Annotated in this window: 11 protein-coding genes; 3 read left to right on the plus strand and 8 right to left on the minus strand. The window is 60.7% G+C overall.

All coding sequences use genetic code 11. From position 1 onward, the window contains the following. The first annotated feature begins 14 nt into the window (after window positions 1–14). Window positions 15–1,592, plus strand: a complete 1,578-nt coding sequence (gene guaA, locus Q8X48_RS09775; RefSeq protein ID WP_008053207.1) for a glutamine-hydrolyzing GMP synthase — start codon at window positions 15–17, stop codon at window positions 1,590–1,592. 108 nt (window positions 1,593–1,700) lie between these two features. On the opposite strand, the gene Q8X48_RS09780 is transcribed toward guaA, so the two are convergent. Then, window positions 1,701–6,347, minus strand: a complete 4,647-nt coding sequence (locus tag Q8X48_RS09780; RefSeq protein WP_407800603.1) for a membrane-targeted effector domain-containing toxin — start codon at window positions 6,345–6,347, stop codon at window positions 1,701–1,703. A 192-nt stretch (window positions 6,348–6,539) separates the two neighbouring features. Here Q8X48_RS09780 and Q8X48_RS09785 point away from each other — a divergent pair, with 192 nt between their 5' ends. Next, entirely contained in the window at window positions 6,540–7,916 is a 1,377-nt protein-coding gene (locus Q8X48_RS09785) for a multicopper oxidase family protein (RefSeq protein WP_407800604.1), read from the plus strand. Continuing rightward, the gene (gene tadA / locus Q8X48_RS09790; protein WP_116581923.1) at window positions 7,916–8,413 is read left to right on the plus strand and encodes a tRNA adenosine(34) deaminase TadA; all 498 of its coding nucleotides are present in this window, start codon (window positions 7,916–7,918) and stop codon (window positions 8,411–8,413) included. The genes Q8X48_RS09785 and tadA overlap by 1 nt, the downstream gene beginning before the upstream one ends. A gap of 135 nt (window positions 8,414–8,548) precedes the next feature. On the opposite strand, the gene cmoB is transcribed toward tadA, so the two are convergent. From cmoB to Q8X48_RS09825, 7 genes are all read right to left on the minus strand, one after another. After that, window positions 8,549–9,505 carry a tRNA 5-methoxyuridine(34)/uridine 5-oxyacetic acid(34) synthase CmoB gene (gene cmoB, locus Q8X48_RS09795; protein ID WP_407800605.1) on the minus strand — a complete coding sequence of 319 codons (957 nt, stop codon included), beginning with the start codon at window positions 9,503–9,505 and terminating at the stop codon, window positions 8,549–8,551. Further along, the gene (cmoA, locus tag Q8X48_RS09800; protein ID WP_217837307.1) at window positions 9,502–10,245 is read right to left on the minus strand and encodes a carboxy-S-adenosyl-L-methionine synthase CmoA; all 744 of its coding nucleotides are present in this window, start codon (window positions 10,243–10,245) and stop codon (window positions 9,502–9,504) included. Before cmoA ends, cmoB begins: the two co-directional genes overlap by 4 nt. A 254-nt stretch (window positions 10,246–10,499) precedes the next feature. After that, entirely contained in the window at window positions 10,500–11,135 is a 636-nt protein-coding gene (locus Q8X48_RS09805; RefSeq protein WP_407800606.1) for a lysoplasmalogenase, read from the minus strand. A gap of 2 nt (window positions 11,136–11,137) precedes the next feature. Next, window positions 11,138–11,530 carry a protease inhibitor I42 family protein gene (locus Q8X48_RS09810; protein ID WP_407800607.1) on the minus strand — a complete coding sequence of 131 codons (393 nt, stop codon included), beginning with the start codon at window positions 11,528–11,530 and terminating at the stop codon, window positions 11,138–11,140. A 181-nt stretch (window positions 11,531–11,711) separates the two neighbouring features. Then, window positions 11,712–12,170: a hypothetical protein gene (locus Q8X48_RS09815; protein WP_407800608.1), complete on the minus strand. Its 459-nt coding sequence runs from the start codon at window positions 12,168–12,170 to the stop codon at window positions 11,712–11,714. A gap of 186 nt (window positions 12,171–12,356) precedes the next feature. After that, a complete protein-coding gene (gene lon / locus Q8X48_RS09820) occupies window positions 12,357–14,774 on the minus strand; it encodes an endopeptidase La (protein WP_095964857.1) in 2,418 nt (805 codons plus the stop codon). Window positions 14,775–15,090: 316 nt separating this feature from the next. Further along, window positions 15,091–17,502, minus strand: a complete 2,412-nt coding sequence (locus Q8X48_RS09825) for a glucose/quinate/shikimate family membrane-bound PQQ-dependent dehydrogenase (RefSeq protein ID WP_015093669.1) — start codon at window positions 17,500–17,502, stop codon at window positions 15,091–15,093. Window positions 17,503–17,734 lie beyond the last annotated feature (232 nt).

The following is a 17,734-nucleotide window of genomic DNA, read 5'->3' on the forward strand; positions in this document are numbered from 1 at the left end:
GACGAGACTGAATCATGGCCCTCGACATTCACGCTCACCGCATCCTGATCCTCGACTTCGGTTCCCAGTACACCCAGCTGATCGCCCGCCGCGTGCGTGAAATCGGCGTGTATTGCGAACTGCATCCGTTCGACATGGACGAAGATGCGATCCGCGAATTCGCTCCTAAAGGCGTCATCCTCGCCGGTGGCCCGGAGTCGGTTCACGAAGCCAACAGCCCTCGCTGCCCGCAAGCCGTTTTCGATCTGGGCGTGCCGGTTTTCGGTATCTGCTACGGCATGCAGACCATGGCCGAGCAACTGGGCGGCAAGGTTGAAGGTTCCGAGCTGCGTGAGTTCGGTTACGCCCGCGTGGACGTGGTCGGCAAGAGCCGTCTGCTCGACGGCATTGAAGACCACATCGACGCCGACGGCCTGTTCGGCCTCGACGTATGGATGAGCCACGGTGACAAGGTCACCCGGATGCCGGAAGACTTCCACATCCTGGCCAGCACCCCGAGCTGCCCGATCGCCGGCATGTTCAGCGACGAGCGTCGCTACTACGGCGTACAGTTCCACCCGGAAGTGACCCACACCAAGCAGGGCGGTCGCATCCTGTCGCGCTTCATCCTCGACATCTGCGAGTGTGAAGCCCTGTGGACCCCGTCGAAGATCGCTGAAGACGCCATCGCCCAGGTTCGCGCCCAGGTCGGCACCGACAACGTCCTGCTCGGTCTGTCCGGCGGTGTCGATTCGTCCGTGGTTGCCGCACTGCTGCACAAGGCCATCGGCGACCAGCTGACCTGCGTGTTCGTCGACAACGGCCTGCTGCGCCTGCACGAAGGCGAGCAAGTGATGGCCATGTTCGCCGAGAACATGGGCGTCAAGGTGATCCGCGCCAACGCCGAGGAGCAGTTCCTGGGCAACCTGGCCGGCGAAGCCGACCCGGAGAAGAAGCGCAAGATCATCGGTCGCACCTTCATCGACGTGTTCGATGCCGAATCCTGCAAGCTGGACAACATCAAGTACCTGGCCCAGGGCACCATCTACCCGGACGTGATCGAGTCGGCTGGCGCGAAAAGCGGCAAGGCCCACGTGATCAAGTCGCACCACAACGTGGGCGGCCTGCCGGAAGAAATGAACCTGAAACTGGTCGAGCCACTGCGCGAACTGTTCAAGGACGAAGTCCGTCGTCTGGGCCTGGAGCTGGGCCTGCCGTACGACATGGTCTACCGTCACCCGTTCCCGGGTCCGGGCCTGGGCGTGCGCATCCTCGGGGAAGTGAAGAAGGAATACGCCGACCTGCTGCGTCGTGCCGACCACATCTTCATCGAAGAACTGCGCAAGGCCGACTGGTACCACAAGGTCAGCCAGGCCTTCGTGGTGTTCCAGCCGGTGAAATCGGTTGGCGTGGTCGGCGATGGCCGTCGTTACGCCTGGGTCGTGGCCCTGCGTGCCGTGGAAACCATCGACTTCATGACCGCGCGTTGGGCGCACCTGCCTTACGAACTGCTGGAAACCGTATCCGGCCGCATCATCAATGAAATCGAAGGCATCTCTCGCGTCACCTACGACGTGTCGAGCAAGCCGCCGGCGACCATTGAGTGGGAATGATCGTATTTGAGCCTGTGAACCCGGGCTCAAAACGATAGCGGTAAAGGAAGCCCCCGGTTGCGAGACCGGGGGCTTCTTGCATGCAGGCGTGGCAGAAACAGGCACGAACTACAGAGGCAGACGCCCTTCGAGGTCCATGCCCATGCGGCTCAGGGCCCAGGACAGTTCGACGATACTGGCGTATGGCACCTGATGCACATCAGTCCATGTCGGGCGATTGATCAGGTATTTGCCGTCAACCGTACGCTCGACCAGCGTTCGCGCAATCTGGCGGTCTCTGCCGCGATGAATCAAGGTCCAGGTTCCATCGACCTTCTCGAAGGTGAACATGCCTTGCCGGAACAGCAGCCGATTGAGTTCCGCCGGTGTTCGCTCGAGCAGCGGTAGCGGCATCTGCAGGCTCAGGTCGGCGTACAACGTATCGTATTCGCCACTGACATGGTCCGGTTGCGTGGTGAAGCCCCGTCCCACTTCGATGCCCCGGTCTGTCTCGATCAGCAGGCGTTGTTCGGGCAACACTTCTTCGATGCGCAAGCCGATACCGCCCTGTATTTCACTGATGCCGGCCATACCGCGAAAGGTATTGATGTTTTCCTGGTCGGTCAGTACCACCCATTTACCTGCGCCATTGAGGGATTCGTTGGCCTGCATGATCGTGTGGGTGAGGTAGTTCTTTATGGCTTGCTCATGCATGTCGGGCAGTGGCGAGGTGGGATAGCGATAGCTCGCCAGACAGTCCGTCGCCTGAACCCGAATGCCGTTGAGTCGCGCAGCCCTGACCACTTCAAGCGGCGTATATCGCCCTGACGGGTCGCTTTGCAGTTGTTGCAGCGTTTCCTCCAGGTCATCGGACATTTCCCCGGTGCTGAAGAATGTGTTCAAGTCCAGTTGACTGAAATCGTTGAGCAGGCGATGGAAATACAGTGTTTTGACCCCCTGTCTGGCGAGTGTCGGCATGTTCTCGATGAGAAAACGCATACTGGCAATGCGATCCTGACTCTCACCGATGACCAGGCCATTTGCTGCATCCAGCGCCTGCCCGATCAGTTCTGTGGCGGTGGTCGAGGGCGTGACGGCGGGGATGGCCGGGCGGGTAGGCAGGGAGGTGGAGAAACCGCTGCGGGCAAAGAAGCTTCGAGCGTCCCGTGACAACTCGGCACGAGGGGCGGCGACGTATTCGTCGTAGGTGGTTATCCCTTTCATTGTGCCGTCGGGCAAACGGCTGACTTTGACATGGGTCTCCGGTTTGCCCATCGCCAGTTTCCTGAGGCTGTATCTGGCAGGTGCGTCGTATTTTGTGGCGGGTTTGCGTAGCGACACTCCTTCCAGGTCGTTACCGCCACCCTTGAGTCCATATCGTGGCATCGTTTCCCACTCACCTTCGGCATTCAGTCTTACTGGAATCGAGCCGACGAACGTTGATGGTCGCTGCGGATCAACTACGGCCCAGTGCCCGGATCCGGCGCCATCGTTTTGAAAGCGAACGTAGAAGGGAGTCTCGTTCACCATGATGGCCGTCGAGGGCTCGGAATCGAGTCGATAGATACCCTGGAATTTCCCGGGCGTTGTTTCGGGTGTTATCCCTTCCAGCAATTCGTTGGCTTGCCAGTGCTGGGGTATGCTCGGCCGCTGGACTTCAGGTCGTACCCGGGCAAGCTCCTCGAGCTCCGATGCCGCACCCTCGGCCTCTCCAGCCACTGGCGGCCAACCCATCGGTTGCATGCCATTTTCAATCAGTGCCTGTTTCAGTTCCCCCAGGTTATCCACTGTCATGGAGTCATAGGCCGGCCCAAGCGGAGTATCCAGGTTGATCCTGCCACCGGGTGTCATTCTGATCACAGTGTCGGCCATTCGGTTCTCGGCATTGCGATAGACCACCAACAGGCTGCTTCTGTAGCGCTGAAAGGTGAACATCCCCGGTTCCGGTAACAGCGTTCGCAGCTCTTGTGGCGTCCGGTAGGCCCACGGGGTTTGCATTTGTACACGCCAGTCGCCTTGGATGCTGTCTCGGATGTGGTCGAAGCCAGTGATGCCGGACCCTTCCTCCTCGACAGGCGAGCCCGGATAGTCTGCATATTCCACCGCTAATCCCGGATCGGAACCAATGGGCAGTGCCTGACCCGGTGTCACGTCTTCGATTCGTACACTCAAGGCGTCAGTCTGTTCACTGATGCCTTGATAGCCTCTGAAACTGGTCATGTGCTCCTGATCGACCAAGGCAATCCATTTGGCGGGCCCCTTCAATTCTTCATTGAGCTGAATGACCTCGCCAGCAAAGTAACTCCTTGCCATTTGGCTGTCCGGATGCCGGGAAAACGAGTCTTCGTTGATGTTGTAGGTCGTTGTCATATCGATGGCCTGCACCCGCACACGCTGGGCGTTGGCAGACCTCACCAGCGCCAGCAGGTTGAATCTGCCCTCGGGATCGTTGCCGGCCTTGAAGTCGAGTTTTCTCAGGTAGTTCTCCAGCTCTTCGGGCATTTCGCCGGTCCTGGCAAAAGTGTCCAGATCGAGCTGATTGACGTTGGCCAGCAGTTCCTGCAAGTACAACGTCTTCACGCCGCGGCGGGCCAGGGCGGGCATGTTTTCGATCAGGAACTGCTTACTGCCGACACTGCCGCGGCTCTCGCCAACGATCAGTCCCGGTTTTTCCGCGAATGCGACGTCGAGCAGTTCGGTCGATGTGTTTAACACCCGTGCAGGGACTGGAAGGCGAGGGGGCGGGGGATTGAGCTCGTAGTAGGCGTTTGCATCGCTGATCAATTCATTGCGTGGCTCTTCCTGATCCAGCTGGAACTCGCTCAAGGACTCGGTGAGTTCTGCTTCGATCCCAAGCTCGCTACGTGCATCTATGCTGCCCATGCTCCGTAAACGTCTGTACAAATTACGTACATCGGGTCCACCGAGTGCCCAGGCCCTCATTTGCGGGTCTTCGAGGCCGGGCACATGAATGCCCGGTGTACGCGCCCATTCTTCGATGACGGGCTCGCTTGTCGCACCAGTGCTGGAAGCCGGCGGTACGATCATGCCGCCCCTCAGTCCCAGGCGCGGGGTGATTTCCCAGGTGCCAGCAGCATTTAAACGCACGGGGATCGAACCAGAGAATGCATGGGGGTTGGCCGGGTCGATGATGGCCCAGGTGCCACGGCCATTGATATCGGATTCATAGCGCACGAAGTACGCGCTGTCGTTGAGCTTTATCGCGGACGAAGGGTTGGAAGCAAGCTGATAGGTGCCTTGAAACTTGCCCGGTTGGTGAACCAGTGTGTCGTCACTGAGCGATACCTTGATCTTGAAGGATTCCGGCACCTTCACCGTAGGTCCGGCATTATCCGGTGTTCCAACGGCCACCTCGGTCGGTGCAGGTTTGGGGGCTTTGGGCGGTGGTGTCGTCTCCTTCAGCTCAGCCATTTCCTTCGCCTCGGCGGCGTCGATTTCGGGGCCGGCTTCTTCCAGCGAACCGGGACCTTTGAGGACGAGCAGGTTGAACACTATGTCGATACCGCTGAGCACCGCGCCAAGCACACCGGCCTTGCGTTCCTCGGCGGTTTTGCCGTTGACCGCCTGATCGATGTTCAACCCCATGTTGGCGATGCTGGCGCCGATCACCGGCAGTGCGACCGGCCAGCCGACGACCGCCATCGGACCGAACACTTTCACGCCGGCGCTGAGGTAACCGATCCACAGTTTTTCCCGCAGATCGCCATTGGAGGTCAGTGACAGCGCGGCCTCGGCGGACATCGCAGCCTTGCTCGAGTCTCGCAACCAACTGAAAACGTCACCGTCAACGCCGCGGTTTTCCTGATTGATCAACTGATGGTCGTACACACTCCAGCTGCCCACCAAGCGGTTCATCAGGTCCGTGAGGTTATCAGCGATGTCCTGGCGATCGGCCATGGAAAAGTGCGCCATGAATGCCTGGCGTCGCGCCTCGTCATTCATTTGCAGCAACACCCAGAAGTGCATGTCCGTTTCGGTTTCCAGCACCTTGAAGGCTTCGGCCTCTCCGGGAAGGTAGAGAATCTGCCGGCCTTTGGGCGCCTTGATGCGCACAATGTTGTTCGACAGGTAGCCGGCCACATCCAGCATTCGTACCTGGGCATGCGTATCGGGGTATTGCGTTTGCAACATCTGCAGGCTGACCGGCCAGGTGATGGGGCCCATGACGGCCGTGACGGCGACATTGAAGTCCGCGTCACTGAGCTTTCTACGGTCGCGGGCCCGCAAGGCGTTGATGAGAAAATTGCACTTGGCCAGGGTACGGAAGTCGGCGCCGGATTCGCTCCAGAAGCTCGTCAGCCGTTCGTTGTAGACCGCGCTGAAGTCGATGCTCCAGAAGTCTGTCAGCACGTCGTTGCCGTGCAGGCGCACTTCGTTGGTTTCATTGAAAGTCCCGGTGCGCGGTCCAACGGTATAGAAACCCGCATACACATCCAGCAGATCGGCATTGTCCTGATCGGCGGCGCGGAAGCGGTGGATCACCAGTTGGGTCAGGGTCATGGACGACGTCGGGGTGGCGTTGACATGCTCCCATCCGGAGAAGGCCTTCGAGCTGCTTTGCGACGCGTCGAAGCGGTGGAAATACACCCGGTCCGGATCGAGGCCGGTGATGCCGTACTTCTTCAGCAGGTTAAGGGCGACGTCATGAGCGGTGTCTTGCAGGCTGGGGCAGGTCTTGATGATGCGGGTGGCGATGGCCTTGAGGGCGGCCTTGTCGTCTGCATTGGGCAGGGGCCGGTTTTGATTCGGATTCATGCAGTCTCACTCCTTGAGAAACGAGTATTGAGCATGACCCGTTCGTTCAGAGGAGGTGTACTACATAGTTATATGCATGGGCGATCCGGCATGCGTCACTGTATCGCCCTTACTGTTTCGCAGTTGCAGGTGTATCGTATTCGCCTTTTCCGGGTCGCTGGCCTGTCGTTGATTTGTGAGGTAGTTGAGTTCATGTCCTTTACCCGTCGCCAAATACTCGGTGGCCTGGCCGGTCTTGTTGTCGTTGGCGTGGGAGCCGGTGGTGCGTCGCGCTACTGGCTGGGCAAGATGGCCGATGCGGATGCCGGTCACGACTATGAGCTGATTGCGGCGCCGTTGGACGTGGAGTTGGTGGCCGGGCACAAGACCCAGGCCTGGGCCTTTGGCCCGTCGGCGCCGGGCACCGAGTTGCGGGTGCGCCAGGGTGAATGGCTGCGGGTGCGCTTCATCAATCACTTGCCGGTGGCGACCACCATTCACTGGCACGGCATCCGCCTGCCGCTGGAAATGGACGGCGTACCCTACGTCTCGCAATTGCCGGTGCTGCCGGGCGAGTACTTCGACTACAAATTCCGCGTACCGGATGCCGGCAGCTACTGGTACCACCCGCATGTGAACAGCAGCGAAGAGCTCGGCCGTGGCCTGGTGGGCCCGCTGATCATCGAAGAGCGCGAGCCCACCGGTTTCAAGTACGAAAAGACCTTGAGCCTCAAGAGCTGGCATGTCGACGAGGTCGGCAATTTCGTCGAGTTCAGCATTCCCCGGGAAGCGGCCCGTGGCGGCACGGCGGGACGCCTGGCGACCATCAACGGTGTGCCGCAGGCGGTGATCGACTTGCCGGCCGGGCAGATCACCCGGGTGCGCATTCTCAATCTCGATAACACCCTGACCTATCGCCTGAATATTCCCGGCGTCGAAGCGCAGATCTATGCGCTCGACGGCAACCCCGTCGAACCGCGCCCGCTGGGCAAGGAATACTGGCTCGGCCCCGGCATGCGCATTTGTCTTGCGATCAAGGCGCCTGCGGCCGGTGAAGAATTGTCCTTGCGCAACGGCCCGGTGCGCCTGGGTACCTTGCGTTCAGTGGCCAATACCGACGCACCAAGCCAATGGCCGCCGGCACTGCCGGCCAACCCGATTGCCGAGCCGGACCTGGCCAATGCCGTGAAACTCAACTTCAATTTCGAGTGGGTCGGCTCGGTGTCGGTCAACGTCGACAACGGCAAGCCGCCGAGCCTGTGGCAGATCAACGGCAAGGCCTGGGACATCACCGACAAGACCTGCGCCGACCGCCCGATTGCCAAGCTGGAAAAGGGCAAGAGCTACATTTTCGAATTGAAGAACATGACCCAGTATCAGCACCCGATTCACCTGCACGGCATGAGCTTCAAGGTCATCGCCTCGAACCGGCACAAAGTGATTCCGTACTTCACCGACACTTATCTGCTGGGCAAGAACGAGCGCGCGCAAGTGGCGCTGGTGGCGGATAACCCCGGGGTCTGGATGTTCCACTGCCATGTGATCGATCACATGGAAACCGGCCTGATGGCCGCCATCGAGGTGGCGTGATGCGTCAGATTCGTCCCGCCGCCATCATCGACCGCAGCCGTGATCGCGAATTCATGCGTGAAGCCCTGGCCCTGGCCGCCCAAGGCGCAGCCCTGGGCGAAGTGCCGGTGGGCGCGGTGCTGGTGCAGGACGGTGAAATCATCGGGCGTGGCTTCAATTGCCCGATCAGCACCAGCGATCCCAGTGCCCACGCCGAGATGGTCGCGATTCGCGCCGCCGCCGAGGCCGTCAGCAACTATCGCCTGCCCGGCAGTACGCTGTATGTGACGCTGGAGCCGTGCAGCATGTGCGCCGGGCTGATCGTGCATTCGCGGATAACGCGGGTGGTGTATGGCGCGCTGGAGCCCAAGGCGGGGATTGTGCAGAGCCAGGGGCAATTCTTTACCCAGGGCTTTTTGAATCACCGGGTGTTGCATGAGGGTGGGGTGTTGGCGGAGGAGTGCGGGGCGGTGCTCAGCGAATTCTTCAAGGCTCGACGGGCAAAGCCCGCCCTCTGAACCACGCCACCATTCCCTGTGGGAGCTGGCTTGCCAGCGATGGCGTCGGTACATCAAACATTGATGTCGACTGAACCACCGCTATCGCTGGCAAGCCAGCTCCCACAGGTTTTTGCATTGTCTGGGAGAGATCGGTTACTTCTTCGCCACAATCACCGCCCGCATCGGCGCCGGCAGCCCTTCAACGGTCTTGCCGTGATCTTCCGGATCGAGGAAATCGCTCAGCGACTGGTACTTCATCCACTCCGTCCCGCGCTGTTCCTCGACGGTGGTGGTGCTCACATCCACGCACCTCACATCGCTGAACCCGGCACGTCGCAGCCACAATTCCAGCGCCGGCACCGACGGCAGGAACCATACGTTGCGCATCTGCGCGTAGCGGTCTTCCGGCACCAGTACCTGGTGCTTGTCGCCTTCGACCACCAGCGTTTCCAGCACCAGCTCACCGCCCTTGACCAGACAATCCTTCAGCGCCAGCAAATGCTCGATGGGCGAGCGGCGGTGGTAGAACACGCCCATGGAAAATACTGTGTCGAAGCCTTCGAGGTTCGGCGGCAGGTCTTCGAACGGGAAGGGCAGGTGCCAGGCGTTCGGCTCGGACAGGTAGCGCTGCACCGCCTGGAATTGGCAGAAGAACAGCCAGTTCGGGTCGACACCGATCACGCTGTCGGCACCGGCGCCGAGCATGCGCCACATGTAATAGCCGTTGCCGCAGCCGACATCGAGGATGCGCTTGCCCGCAAGGTCCAGATGCGGGGCGACCCGCGACCACTTCCAGTCCGAGCGCCATTCGGTGTCGACGTGCACGCCGAACAGGTCGAACGGCCCCTTGCGCCACGGCGACAGGCCCATCAAGGCGGAACGCATTTGCGCGCGGGTTTCATCGTCGCAATCGGTGTCCAGCTTCAGGCCGTTGAGCAAATCGACTTCGCTCGGCTGGATCTTTGGCAGGGCGTCCAGCGCGCTTTGCCAGCGCTCCAGGTCGCCATGGCCCTTTTCCATTTTCTTGTCGAGTTGCGCCTGCAGGGTGTTGGCCCATTCGGCCAGCGGCGTGCCGGCCAGACGGCGGGCGAGGGGAGACAGATCAATCATGGCAGGGCAATCAACGAGGCAAAGTTAAGACACTGGAACCATGGCACGACTTTCGAGAACCCGGCGGCCAACAGGCGCTCGCGGTGTTCTTCGAGGCTGTCGGGCTTCATGACGTTTTCGATGGCGCTGCGCTTCTGGGCGATTTCCAGCTCGCTGTAGCCGTTGGCGCGTTTGAAGGCGATGTGCAGGTCGGTGAGCAACGCGTGTTCCTGCTCGTCTTCGAAGCGCAGTTTTTCCGAGAGGATCAGGGCACCGCCGGGCAACAGCGACTGACGGATGCGCGTCAACAGCGCGGTGCGTTGGTCCGGGGCGATGAATTGCAGGGTGAAGTTCAGCGCTACCACCGAGGCCGGCTGGAATTTCAGCGCCAGGATGTCGCCCTCGATCACCTCGACCGGCAGCAACTCCTGGAACATCGAGTCCTGGCCATTGAGGTATTCGCGGCAGCGCTCGACCATGGCTGCCGAGTTATCCACAGCGATCACCCGGCAACCGTCGGTGCGCACATGCCGGCGCAGGGCCTGGGTCACGGCACCCAGCGACGAGCCCAGGTCGTAGAGCACGCTGCCCGGTTGGGCGAACTGCGCGGCGAGCACGCCGAGGTTTTCGACAATGGTCGGATAGCCCGGCACCGAGCGCTTGATCATGTCCGGGAACACCCGCACCACGTCCTCGTTGAAGGCGAAGTCAGGCACCTGGGCCAAAGGCTGGGCGAAAAGGCGATCGGGTTCTTTGCTCACGGCGGTTCCAGCAGTATCGGTGAAAAGGCCGGCATTTTAGCCAAGTTGGCGCGGGGATGCGCGGGTTGTCTGATAAAGCGGGTGGGTTGATGCAGTTCGAAAGCCGAGAGTGCTCTTGTGGCGAGGGGGCTTGCCCCCGTTGGACTGCGAAGCAGTCCCAAAACCATGCAACCGGGTAATCACAGATACACCCGACTAACAGGGTTTACGACGGCTGCGCCGCCCAACGGGAGCAAGCTCCCTCGCCACAGGGTTCAGCGTGATCTTTGGGTGAACGCCGATGCCGTGATACCCCATTGCCCCAGCCAATAGCTGAGGATGATCACATAGGGCGCCGCATCGAACGGCACCACAAAACGGCTGATGCCAATCACACTGTCCGAAAACACAAAGGCCACCGCACCACCGGCAGCCAGCAAGGCCGAACGCTTGGGCACATCACTGCCAAGCCGCGCCAGCGCGCGCCAGAGCATGGTGCTGATCGCCAGGCCGTAGACGATCACCGGAACCAGTAGTGGCCCCAGTCCATGAGAAATCAGAATCCCCAACAGCACCGCACCAACGCCGAGGGCGATGATCAGGGGTAAAAGAGCCAGGCGCCGGCAATCGCTCAAGTAGGCTTTCAGATACGCCAGGTGGGCGACCAGAAATGCGCCGAGGCCGAACACGAACAAATCCCCCGGCCACGCCAGCAACACGTCGCCGAGCAAGGAGAAAATCAGGCCCAGGCTGATCCAGCGCCGGTACTCGCCGGGTGGTGCGTCGTGCAGCCAGCCGAGCAAGGCCAGCACCGGCAGCGGCTTGACCAGCAGGCACAGCATCGAGGCATGCACGCTCAGGCCATAAAGAAAGGTCACTGCGCCCATCAGCGCCAGAATCAGCCAGCCCACGGTCAGTTAACCGAAATCGCGCAGTCGAACGAGTCCACTGGCAGCACTTCCGGCGCCCATGGCTGTTGCGAGGTCAGGCGCAGACGTCCCGTGCCGGTCGCAAAAGCCTGGAAGCGCCAGGTCGAAACCCCGGCCGAACCGACGATGCCGGCATCTTCCGGATTTCGATACACCTCTGGCCCCAAGGCGTGCAGTACGCCGCCGGCCGAATCCTGGATCGCCCAGCGATAACCCGTGGTCGGATTGCTCGGCAGGGTCAGGATCAGGTTTTGTCCGTTGCTGAGCTGCACCGGGCATTCGCTCTGTTTTTCCACGGTCACGTTGTGTGCAGGTTGCGTGGCGCACGCGGCCAGCAAGGCGAGGGCGAGGGGGACAAACAGGCGAGTGGGGGACATGAGATCAGTGGCTCCGGCGTTGGCGACGAACGGCGAGCATAACTGAAGATGAGACAAAGTGTGACGATCACACGCATGGGGAGGGTAGGGCTGACGCTATTACGAGGGGACGTCTACATGAGGAAGAGGATAATTTTGTAGGCGAACCCGCTAATTATATTAACGGGTTAGTGCTGTGCCGTTAGACCGAAAGAGAAAAACAGAATTGGCTTTCGGATGTAAATACAACACCCTGTCGAGTTTTGAACTTCATAACGGTTTTGCCAGAGTATTGTTGTTTGTCATCGCTCACAATCAAGTCAATGACACCCTCGAATGCCCAGTGAGAGGTATAGGCCGGAAAGTTCTCGGTATAAGCGATTTCTATCAATTGGCCAGGGGTATTCAGTGGATAGATGCCCGTCTCGATGTCTTTTGGCATGTAAATGTCAAAGGCACGGTCGAGTGGGGTGTTGTGTGCACCGGTCTTGAAAATGGCGATGATTTCCCTGTTTCCGACGCTGGCGTAAAACTCTTCGGAGTGGAAGTCTTCACGGTTCTCCAGAGTGGCATTCAAGTGGTTTTTTGGGCAGCAGCGGCGAAACAGCATGTTGTGATTGATATGCTCATTGACAAGGCGTCTTCGCTGGTTGATTTCCATGGAGCTCTCCTGCGTGCTTTACGCACAAATGATTTGAGCCCTGAATGTATAGAGTGGGAATGCCTGGAAGTACTGTCTGAACTAACAGGTTTCAACTTGATGGAAAGGCATGTCGAATTCATTGCTGAAGCTGGATTAAAAAAGACCAGGTTATGAACCTGGCCTTTTTGATACTGCACAGTTTTATCAGAACAATACTTTTGCCACATCCGCAAAGCGCTTGGCAAAGTGCACGGTAATCCCCTCCTTCAGGTACTCCGGCAGTTCCTCGAAATTACCCCGGTTGGCCTCCGGCAGGATCAGCTCGAAAATCTTCTGCCGCCGCGCTGCAATCACCTTCTCGCGAACCCCGCCAATCGGCAGTACATGCCCGGTCAACGTCAGCTCACCGGTCATGGCCACGCCTTTTTTCGGTGGCTGGTTGCGTGCCAGCGACAGCAGGGCGCTGGCCATGGTCACGCCGGCGCTCGGGCCGTCCTTCGGCGTGGCGCCTTCCGGTACGTGCAGGTGCACGAAGGCTTCGTCGAAGAACTTCGGATCGCCGCCATAGGACTTCAGGTGCGAACTGACGTAGCTGTAGGCGATCTCCGCCGATTCTTTCATCACATCCCCCAACTGCCCGGTGAGCTTGAACCCACGGTTGAGGGTGTGGATACGCGTGGCTTCGATCGGCAGGGTCGCGCCGCCCATGCTGGTCCAGGCAAGGCCGGTGATCACGCCGACCCCCGCCAGCACCTGCTCGTTGCGGAACACCGGTTTGCCGAGCGACGCTTCGAGATCTTTCGGGCCGAGCTTGATCACCGCTTTCGGTTCGTCGAGCAGTTTCATCACCGCTTTGCGCACCAGTTTGCCGAGGTTTTTTTCCAGCTGGCGCACGCCGGCTTCACGGGCATAGCCGTCGACCAGCGCCTTGAGCGCGCTGTCGCTGATGCTCAGGCTGCCCTTGGACACGCCGGCTTTCTCAAGCTGCTTGGGCCACAGGTGACGCTTGGCGATGGCGACTTTTTCTTCGGTGATGTAGCCCGACAGGCGAATCACTTCCATGCGGTCGAGCAACGGGCCGGGGATCGAGTCCAGGGTGTTGGCGGTGCACACGAACAACACCTTCGACAGGTCCATCCGCAGGTCCAGATAGTGGTCGAGGAATTCGACGTTCTGTTCCGGATCGAGGGTTTCCAGCAAGGCCGAAGCCGGGTCGCCCTGGTAGCTCTGACCCATCTTGTCGATCTCGTCGAGCATGATCACCGGGTTCATCACTTCGACGTCTTTGAGCGCCTGCACCAGTTTGCCCGGTTGCGCACCGATGTAGGTGCGGCGGTGGCCCTTGATCTCGGCTTCGTCGCGCATGCCGCCAAGGCTGAAGCGGTAGAACGGCCGGCCCAGGGATTCGGCGATGGATTTGCCGACGCTGGTCTTGCCCACGCCCGGCGGGCCGACCAGCAACACGATGGAGCCGCTGATCTCGCCTTTGTAGGCGCCGACTGCGAGGAATTCGAGGATGCGGTCCTTGATGTCGTCGAGGCCGGCGTGGTGTTTGTCCAGCACCTTGCGCGCATGCTTGAGGTCGAGTTTGTCCTCGCCGTACACGCCCCACGGCACCGAGGTCGCCCAGTCGATGTAATTGCGGGTGACCGCATACTCCGGCGAGCCGGTCTCGAGGATCGACAGCTTGTTCATTTCCTCTTCGAGGCGTTTCTGCACCTGCGCCGGCAGGACTTTGCCCACCAGCCGCTGCTCGAACTGTTCGAGGTCGGCGCTACGGTCGTCCTTGGTCAGGCCCAGCTCCTGCTGTATGACCTTGAGTTGCTCCTTGAGGAAGAATTCACGCTGATGTTCACCGATCTTGCGGTTAACTTCGGCGGAAATCTCTTTTTGCAGGCGCGCGACCTCGACTTCCTTGCGCAGCATCGGCAGGACTTTTTCCATGCGCTTGAGCATCGGCACGCAGTCGAGCACTTCCTGCAGCTCACTACCGGTGGCCGAAGTGAGGGCGGCGGCGAAGTCGGTCAGCGGCGACGGGTCGTTGGGGCTGAAGCGGTTGAGGTAGTTCTTCAACTCTTCGCTGTACAGCGGGTTGAGCGGCAGCAGTTCCTTGATCGCATTGATCAGCGCCATGCCGTAGGCCTTGACCTCGTCGGTCGGCTCGGTGGGCTGGTGCGGGTATTCGACTTCCACCAGATACGGAGGGCGATGGTGCTTGAGCCAGGTTTTCAGACGCACACGGGTCAGGCCCTGGGCGACGAATTGCAGTTTGCCGTTTTCGCGGCTGGCGTGGTGCACCTTGACCAGGGTGCCGTAGAGCGGCAGGGCCGAGGTGTCGAAGTGGCGCGGATCTTCCTGGGGGCTGTCCATGTAGAACAGGGCCAGGGAGTGGTGTTCAGACTTGGCCACCAGGTCGAGGGTCTCGGCCCACGGCTCTTCGTTGACGATGACCGGCAGGACCTGGGCCGGGAAGAATGGCCGGTTGTGGATCGGGATGATGTAGACCTTGTCCGGCAGGTTCTGGCCGGGCAGGGCCAGGCCTTTGCCGGGTTTGTGCTGTGGAGCGCTTTGTGGATCGGCGTATTCGCTCGGGTCTTCGGGGAATTCTTGCTGGTCGCTCATGGGGGCACCTGCACAATGGGTATGGGTCTTAGATGGGGCAGGTTGGCGGTGGTTTCAACGGTCATTTTCTGCAACGCCGTGTTTCGAAGGCGTGTTCAGCGCAGAGACAGGTTAGCTGGATTTTGCGGCGACACTATCCCCTGTGGGAGCGAGCTTGCTCGCGATGGGGGCATGACAGACACCCTTGAAGTGACTGTCAGACCGCTATCGCGAGCAAGCTCGCTCCCACAGGGGGTCGGGGGTGATTTGAAATCTGCGGCCACAAAAAAGGCGACGTCCTCACGGGCATCGCCTTTCGTTTTACTGCCGCTAAAACTTACTCGGACAGTTTGTACGCAATCACATAGTCACCCATTTTGGTGCCCAGTGAGCCGTGGCCACCGACGACCAACAGCACGTACTGCTTGCCGTCCTTGCCGGTGTAGGTCATCGGCGTAGCCTGACCGCCAGCCGGCAGGCGCGATTTCCAAAGCTCCTTGCCGGTATTGACGTCATAGGCGCGCAGGTACTGATCCAGCGTGCCGCTGAGGAAGCCGACGCCGCCGGCGGTGACTATCGAGCCGCCCATGCTTGGCACGCCGAGTGGCAGGCCGATAGGCAATGGCGAGCTGTCGCGGCTGGTGCCGTTCTTGCGTTTCCACACGACTTTGCCTGTGGTCAGGTCGATGCCGGCCACGTAGCCCCAGGCCGGCGCCTGGCACGGTACGCCGAGCGGCGACATGAACGGGTGCATGATCACCGCATAAGGTGCGCCGGTGTTCGGTTGCACACCCGCTGTTTCGCTTTCGCGTTTGCTGTCGGCCGCGACTTCGGCGCGAGGCACCATTTTCGAGACGAAGGCCATGTAGTTCGGGCTGGTGAACAGCATCTGGCGAACCGGGTCGACCGAAACGCCGCCCCAGTTGAAGACGCCGACGTTACCCGGATAGATCAGGCTGCCTTGTTCCGACGGAGGGGTGTACTGGCCTTCGTAGCGCAACTCCTTGAACTGGATACGGCACAGCATCTGGTCGAACGGGCTGGCACCCCACATGGCTTTTTCGGTGAGTTCCGGGGCCAGCAGGTTCAGGTCCGAACGGGCCTGTGTCGGTGCGGTGTGGTCACCTTTCACGGCGCCTTGCGGAACCGGGATTTCCTTGATCGGGATGATCGGCGTGCCGTCACGACGGTCGAGGACATACAGGCTGCCCTGTTTGGTCGGGGCGATCAGCGCAGGTTTCACGCCGTCGGCGGTTTTCATGTCCAGCAGGGTTGGCTGGCTGCCGACGTCCATGTCCCACAGGTCATGGTGAGTGAACTGGTAGTTCCAGCGCACCTTGCCGGTAGCCAGGTCCAGCGCGACCAGGCCGGCACTGAACTTCTCGGCGCCCGGGGTGCGGTCTGCGCCCCACTGGTCAGGGGTCTGGTTGCCCAGTGGCAGGTAGACCATGCCGAGTTTTTCGTCGACGCTGGCCAGCGACCACATGTTCGCCGAGTTGCGGCTGTAGTGTTCGCCTTCTGGCAGCGGTTCGGTCGCGTCTGGATTGTTGCTGTCCCAGTTCCACACCAGGTGGCCGTCGTGTACGTCAAAGGCACGGATCACGCCGGATGGCTCGTTGGTCGACTCGTTGTCGGTGACGTGGCCGCCCATGATCACCAGGTCACGGGTGATCGCAGCCGGCGAGGTGGCGTAGTAGCCACCGGGGGTGAACGGCCCGATGCCTTGGGTCAGGTCAACCACACCGTTTTTACCGAAACCTTCGCAGACCTTGCCGGTGTCGGCGTTGAGTGCGATCAGGCGTGCATCGGCGGTTGGCAGGTACAGACGACGCGGGCAGGCCTGGGCGACGGCTTTTCCGGCTTCAGAGATGACGGCGGAGGCAGCGTTTTCAGACTGGGCGTAGGCCGCTTCGTCGTAGTACGACACGCCGCGGCAGGTCATGTGGGCGAAGCCCTTGAAGCCCACCGGGCTCTTGATCTGCGGGTCGAAACGCCACAGTTCCTTGCCGGTGTCCGGGTCCAGCGCCAGCACCTTGCTATGGGCGGTGCAGGCATAGAGCATGCCGTTGGCCTTGAGCGGGGTGTTTTCGTTGGTCAGTTCCACCGGGTCATCGGCGGTTGGCAGATCGCCGGTCTGGATACGCCAGGCTTCTTGCAGCTTGCCGACGTTGGCCGGGGTGATCTGCTTGAGCGGCGAGTAGCGGTCGCCGAATTCGCTGCGGCCATAGGCCTGCCAGTCACCTTCGGGCATCTGCGGCGCGGTGCTGGTCATGTCCGCGGTGTCGCGGCCCAGTTCGCCCAAGGTCTCGCCCGGGTGGGTGAACTGGCTGGCCACGGCGGTGACACCGGCCAGGACCACGGCCACGCTCAAGGCGCCAGTGCCCACAGGGGCAGGGCCGTTGATCAGCAATGGACGACGGAACCACGGCAGCAGCATCACCACACCGAGGGCGAACCACAGCGCCAGGCGCGGCACCAGTTGCCACCAGTCGAGGCCGACTTCCCACAGCGCCCAAACAGTACTGGCGAACAGCACCAGTGCGTACAGGCCCAGCGCCGCGCGGCGGGCGGCGATCAGCAACACGCCGCTCAGCACAATGCCAATGCCGGCCAGCAGGTAGTACAGCGAGCCGCCGAGCATGCTCAGCTTGATCCCCCCGGCCAGCATGGCCAGGCCCATTAGCAGAAGCAGTATGCCGAGCAGGGTCGGCAACAGACGGCTTCGACCCAAGGCACCATCAGTGCTCATAAGTGTGATTCTCCGTGATGTTTCAAGTAGTCCTGCGCCAGTTCACTGTAGATGACGATCCGGCGCGGGCATGGTTCATAAAACCGGTGTGGTTGACGTAGTCCTTGTAGGAGCGAGCTCTGTGGCGAGGGGGCTTGCCCCCGTTGGGTTGCGAAGCGACCCCAATACCTGCAACTGCGGCGTGTCAGGCACACCGAGTGCAATGCTTTGCGACTGCTTCGCAGCCGAACGG

Source organism: Pseudomonas sp. QLc11A (genome assembly GCF_052112305.1).
Lineage (GTDB): Bacteria > Pseudomonadota > Gammaproteobacteria > Pseudomonadales > Pseudomonadaceae > Aquipseudomonas > Aquipseudomonas laurylsulfatiphila.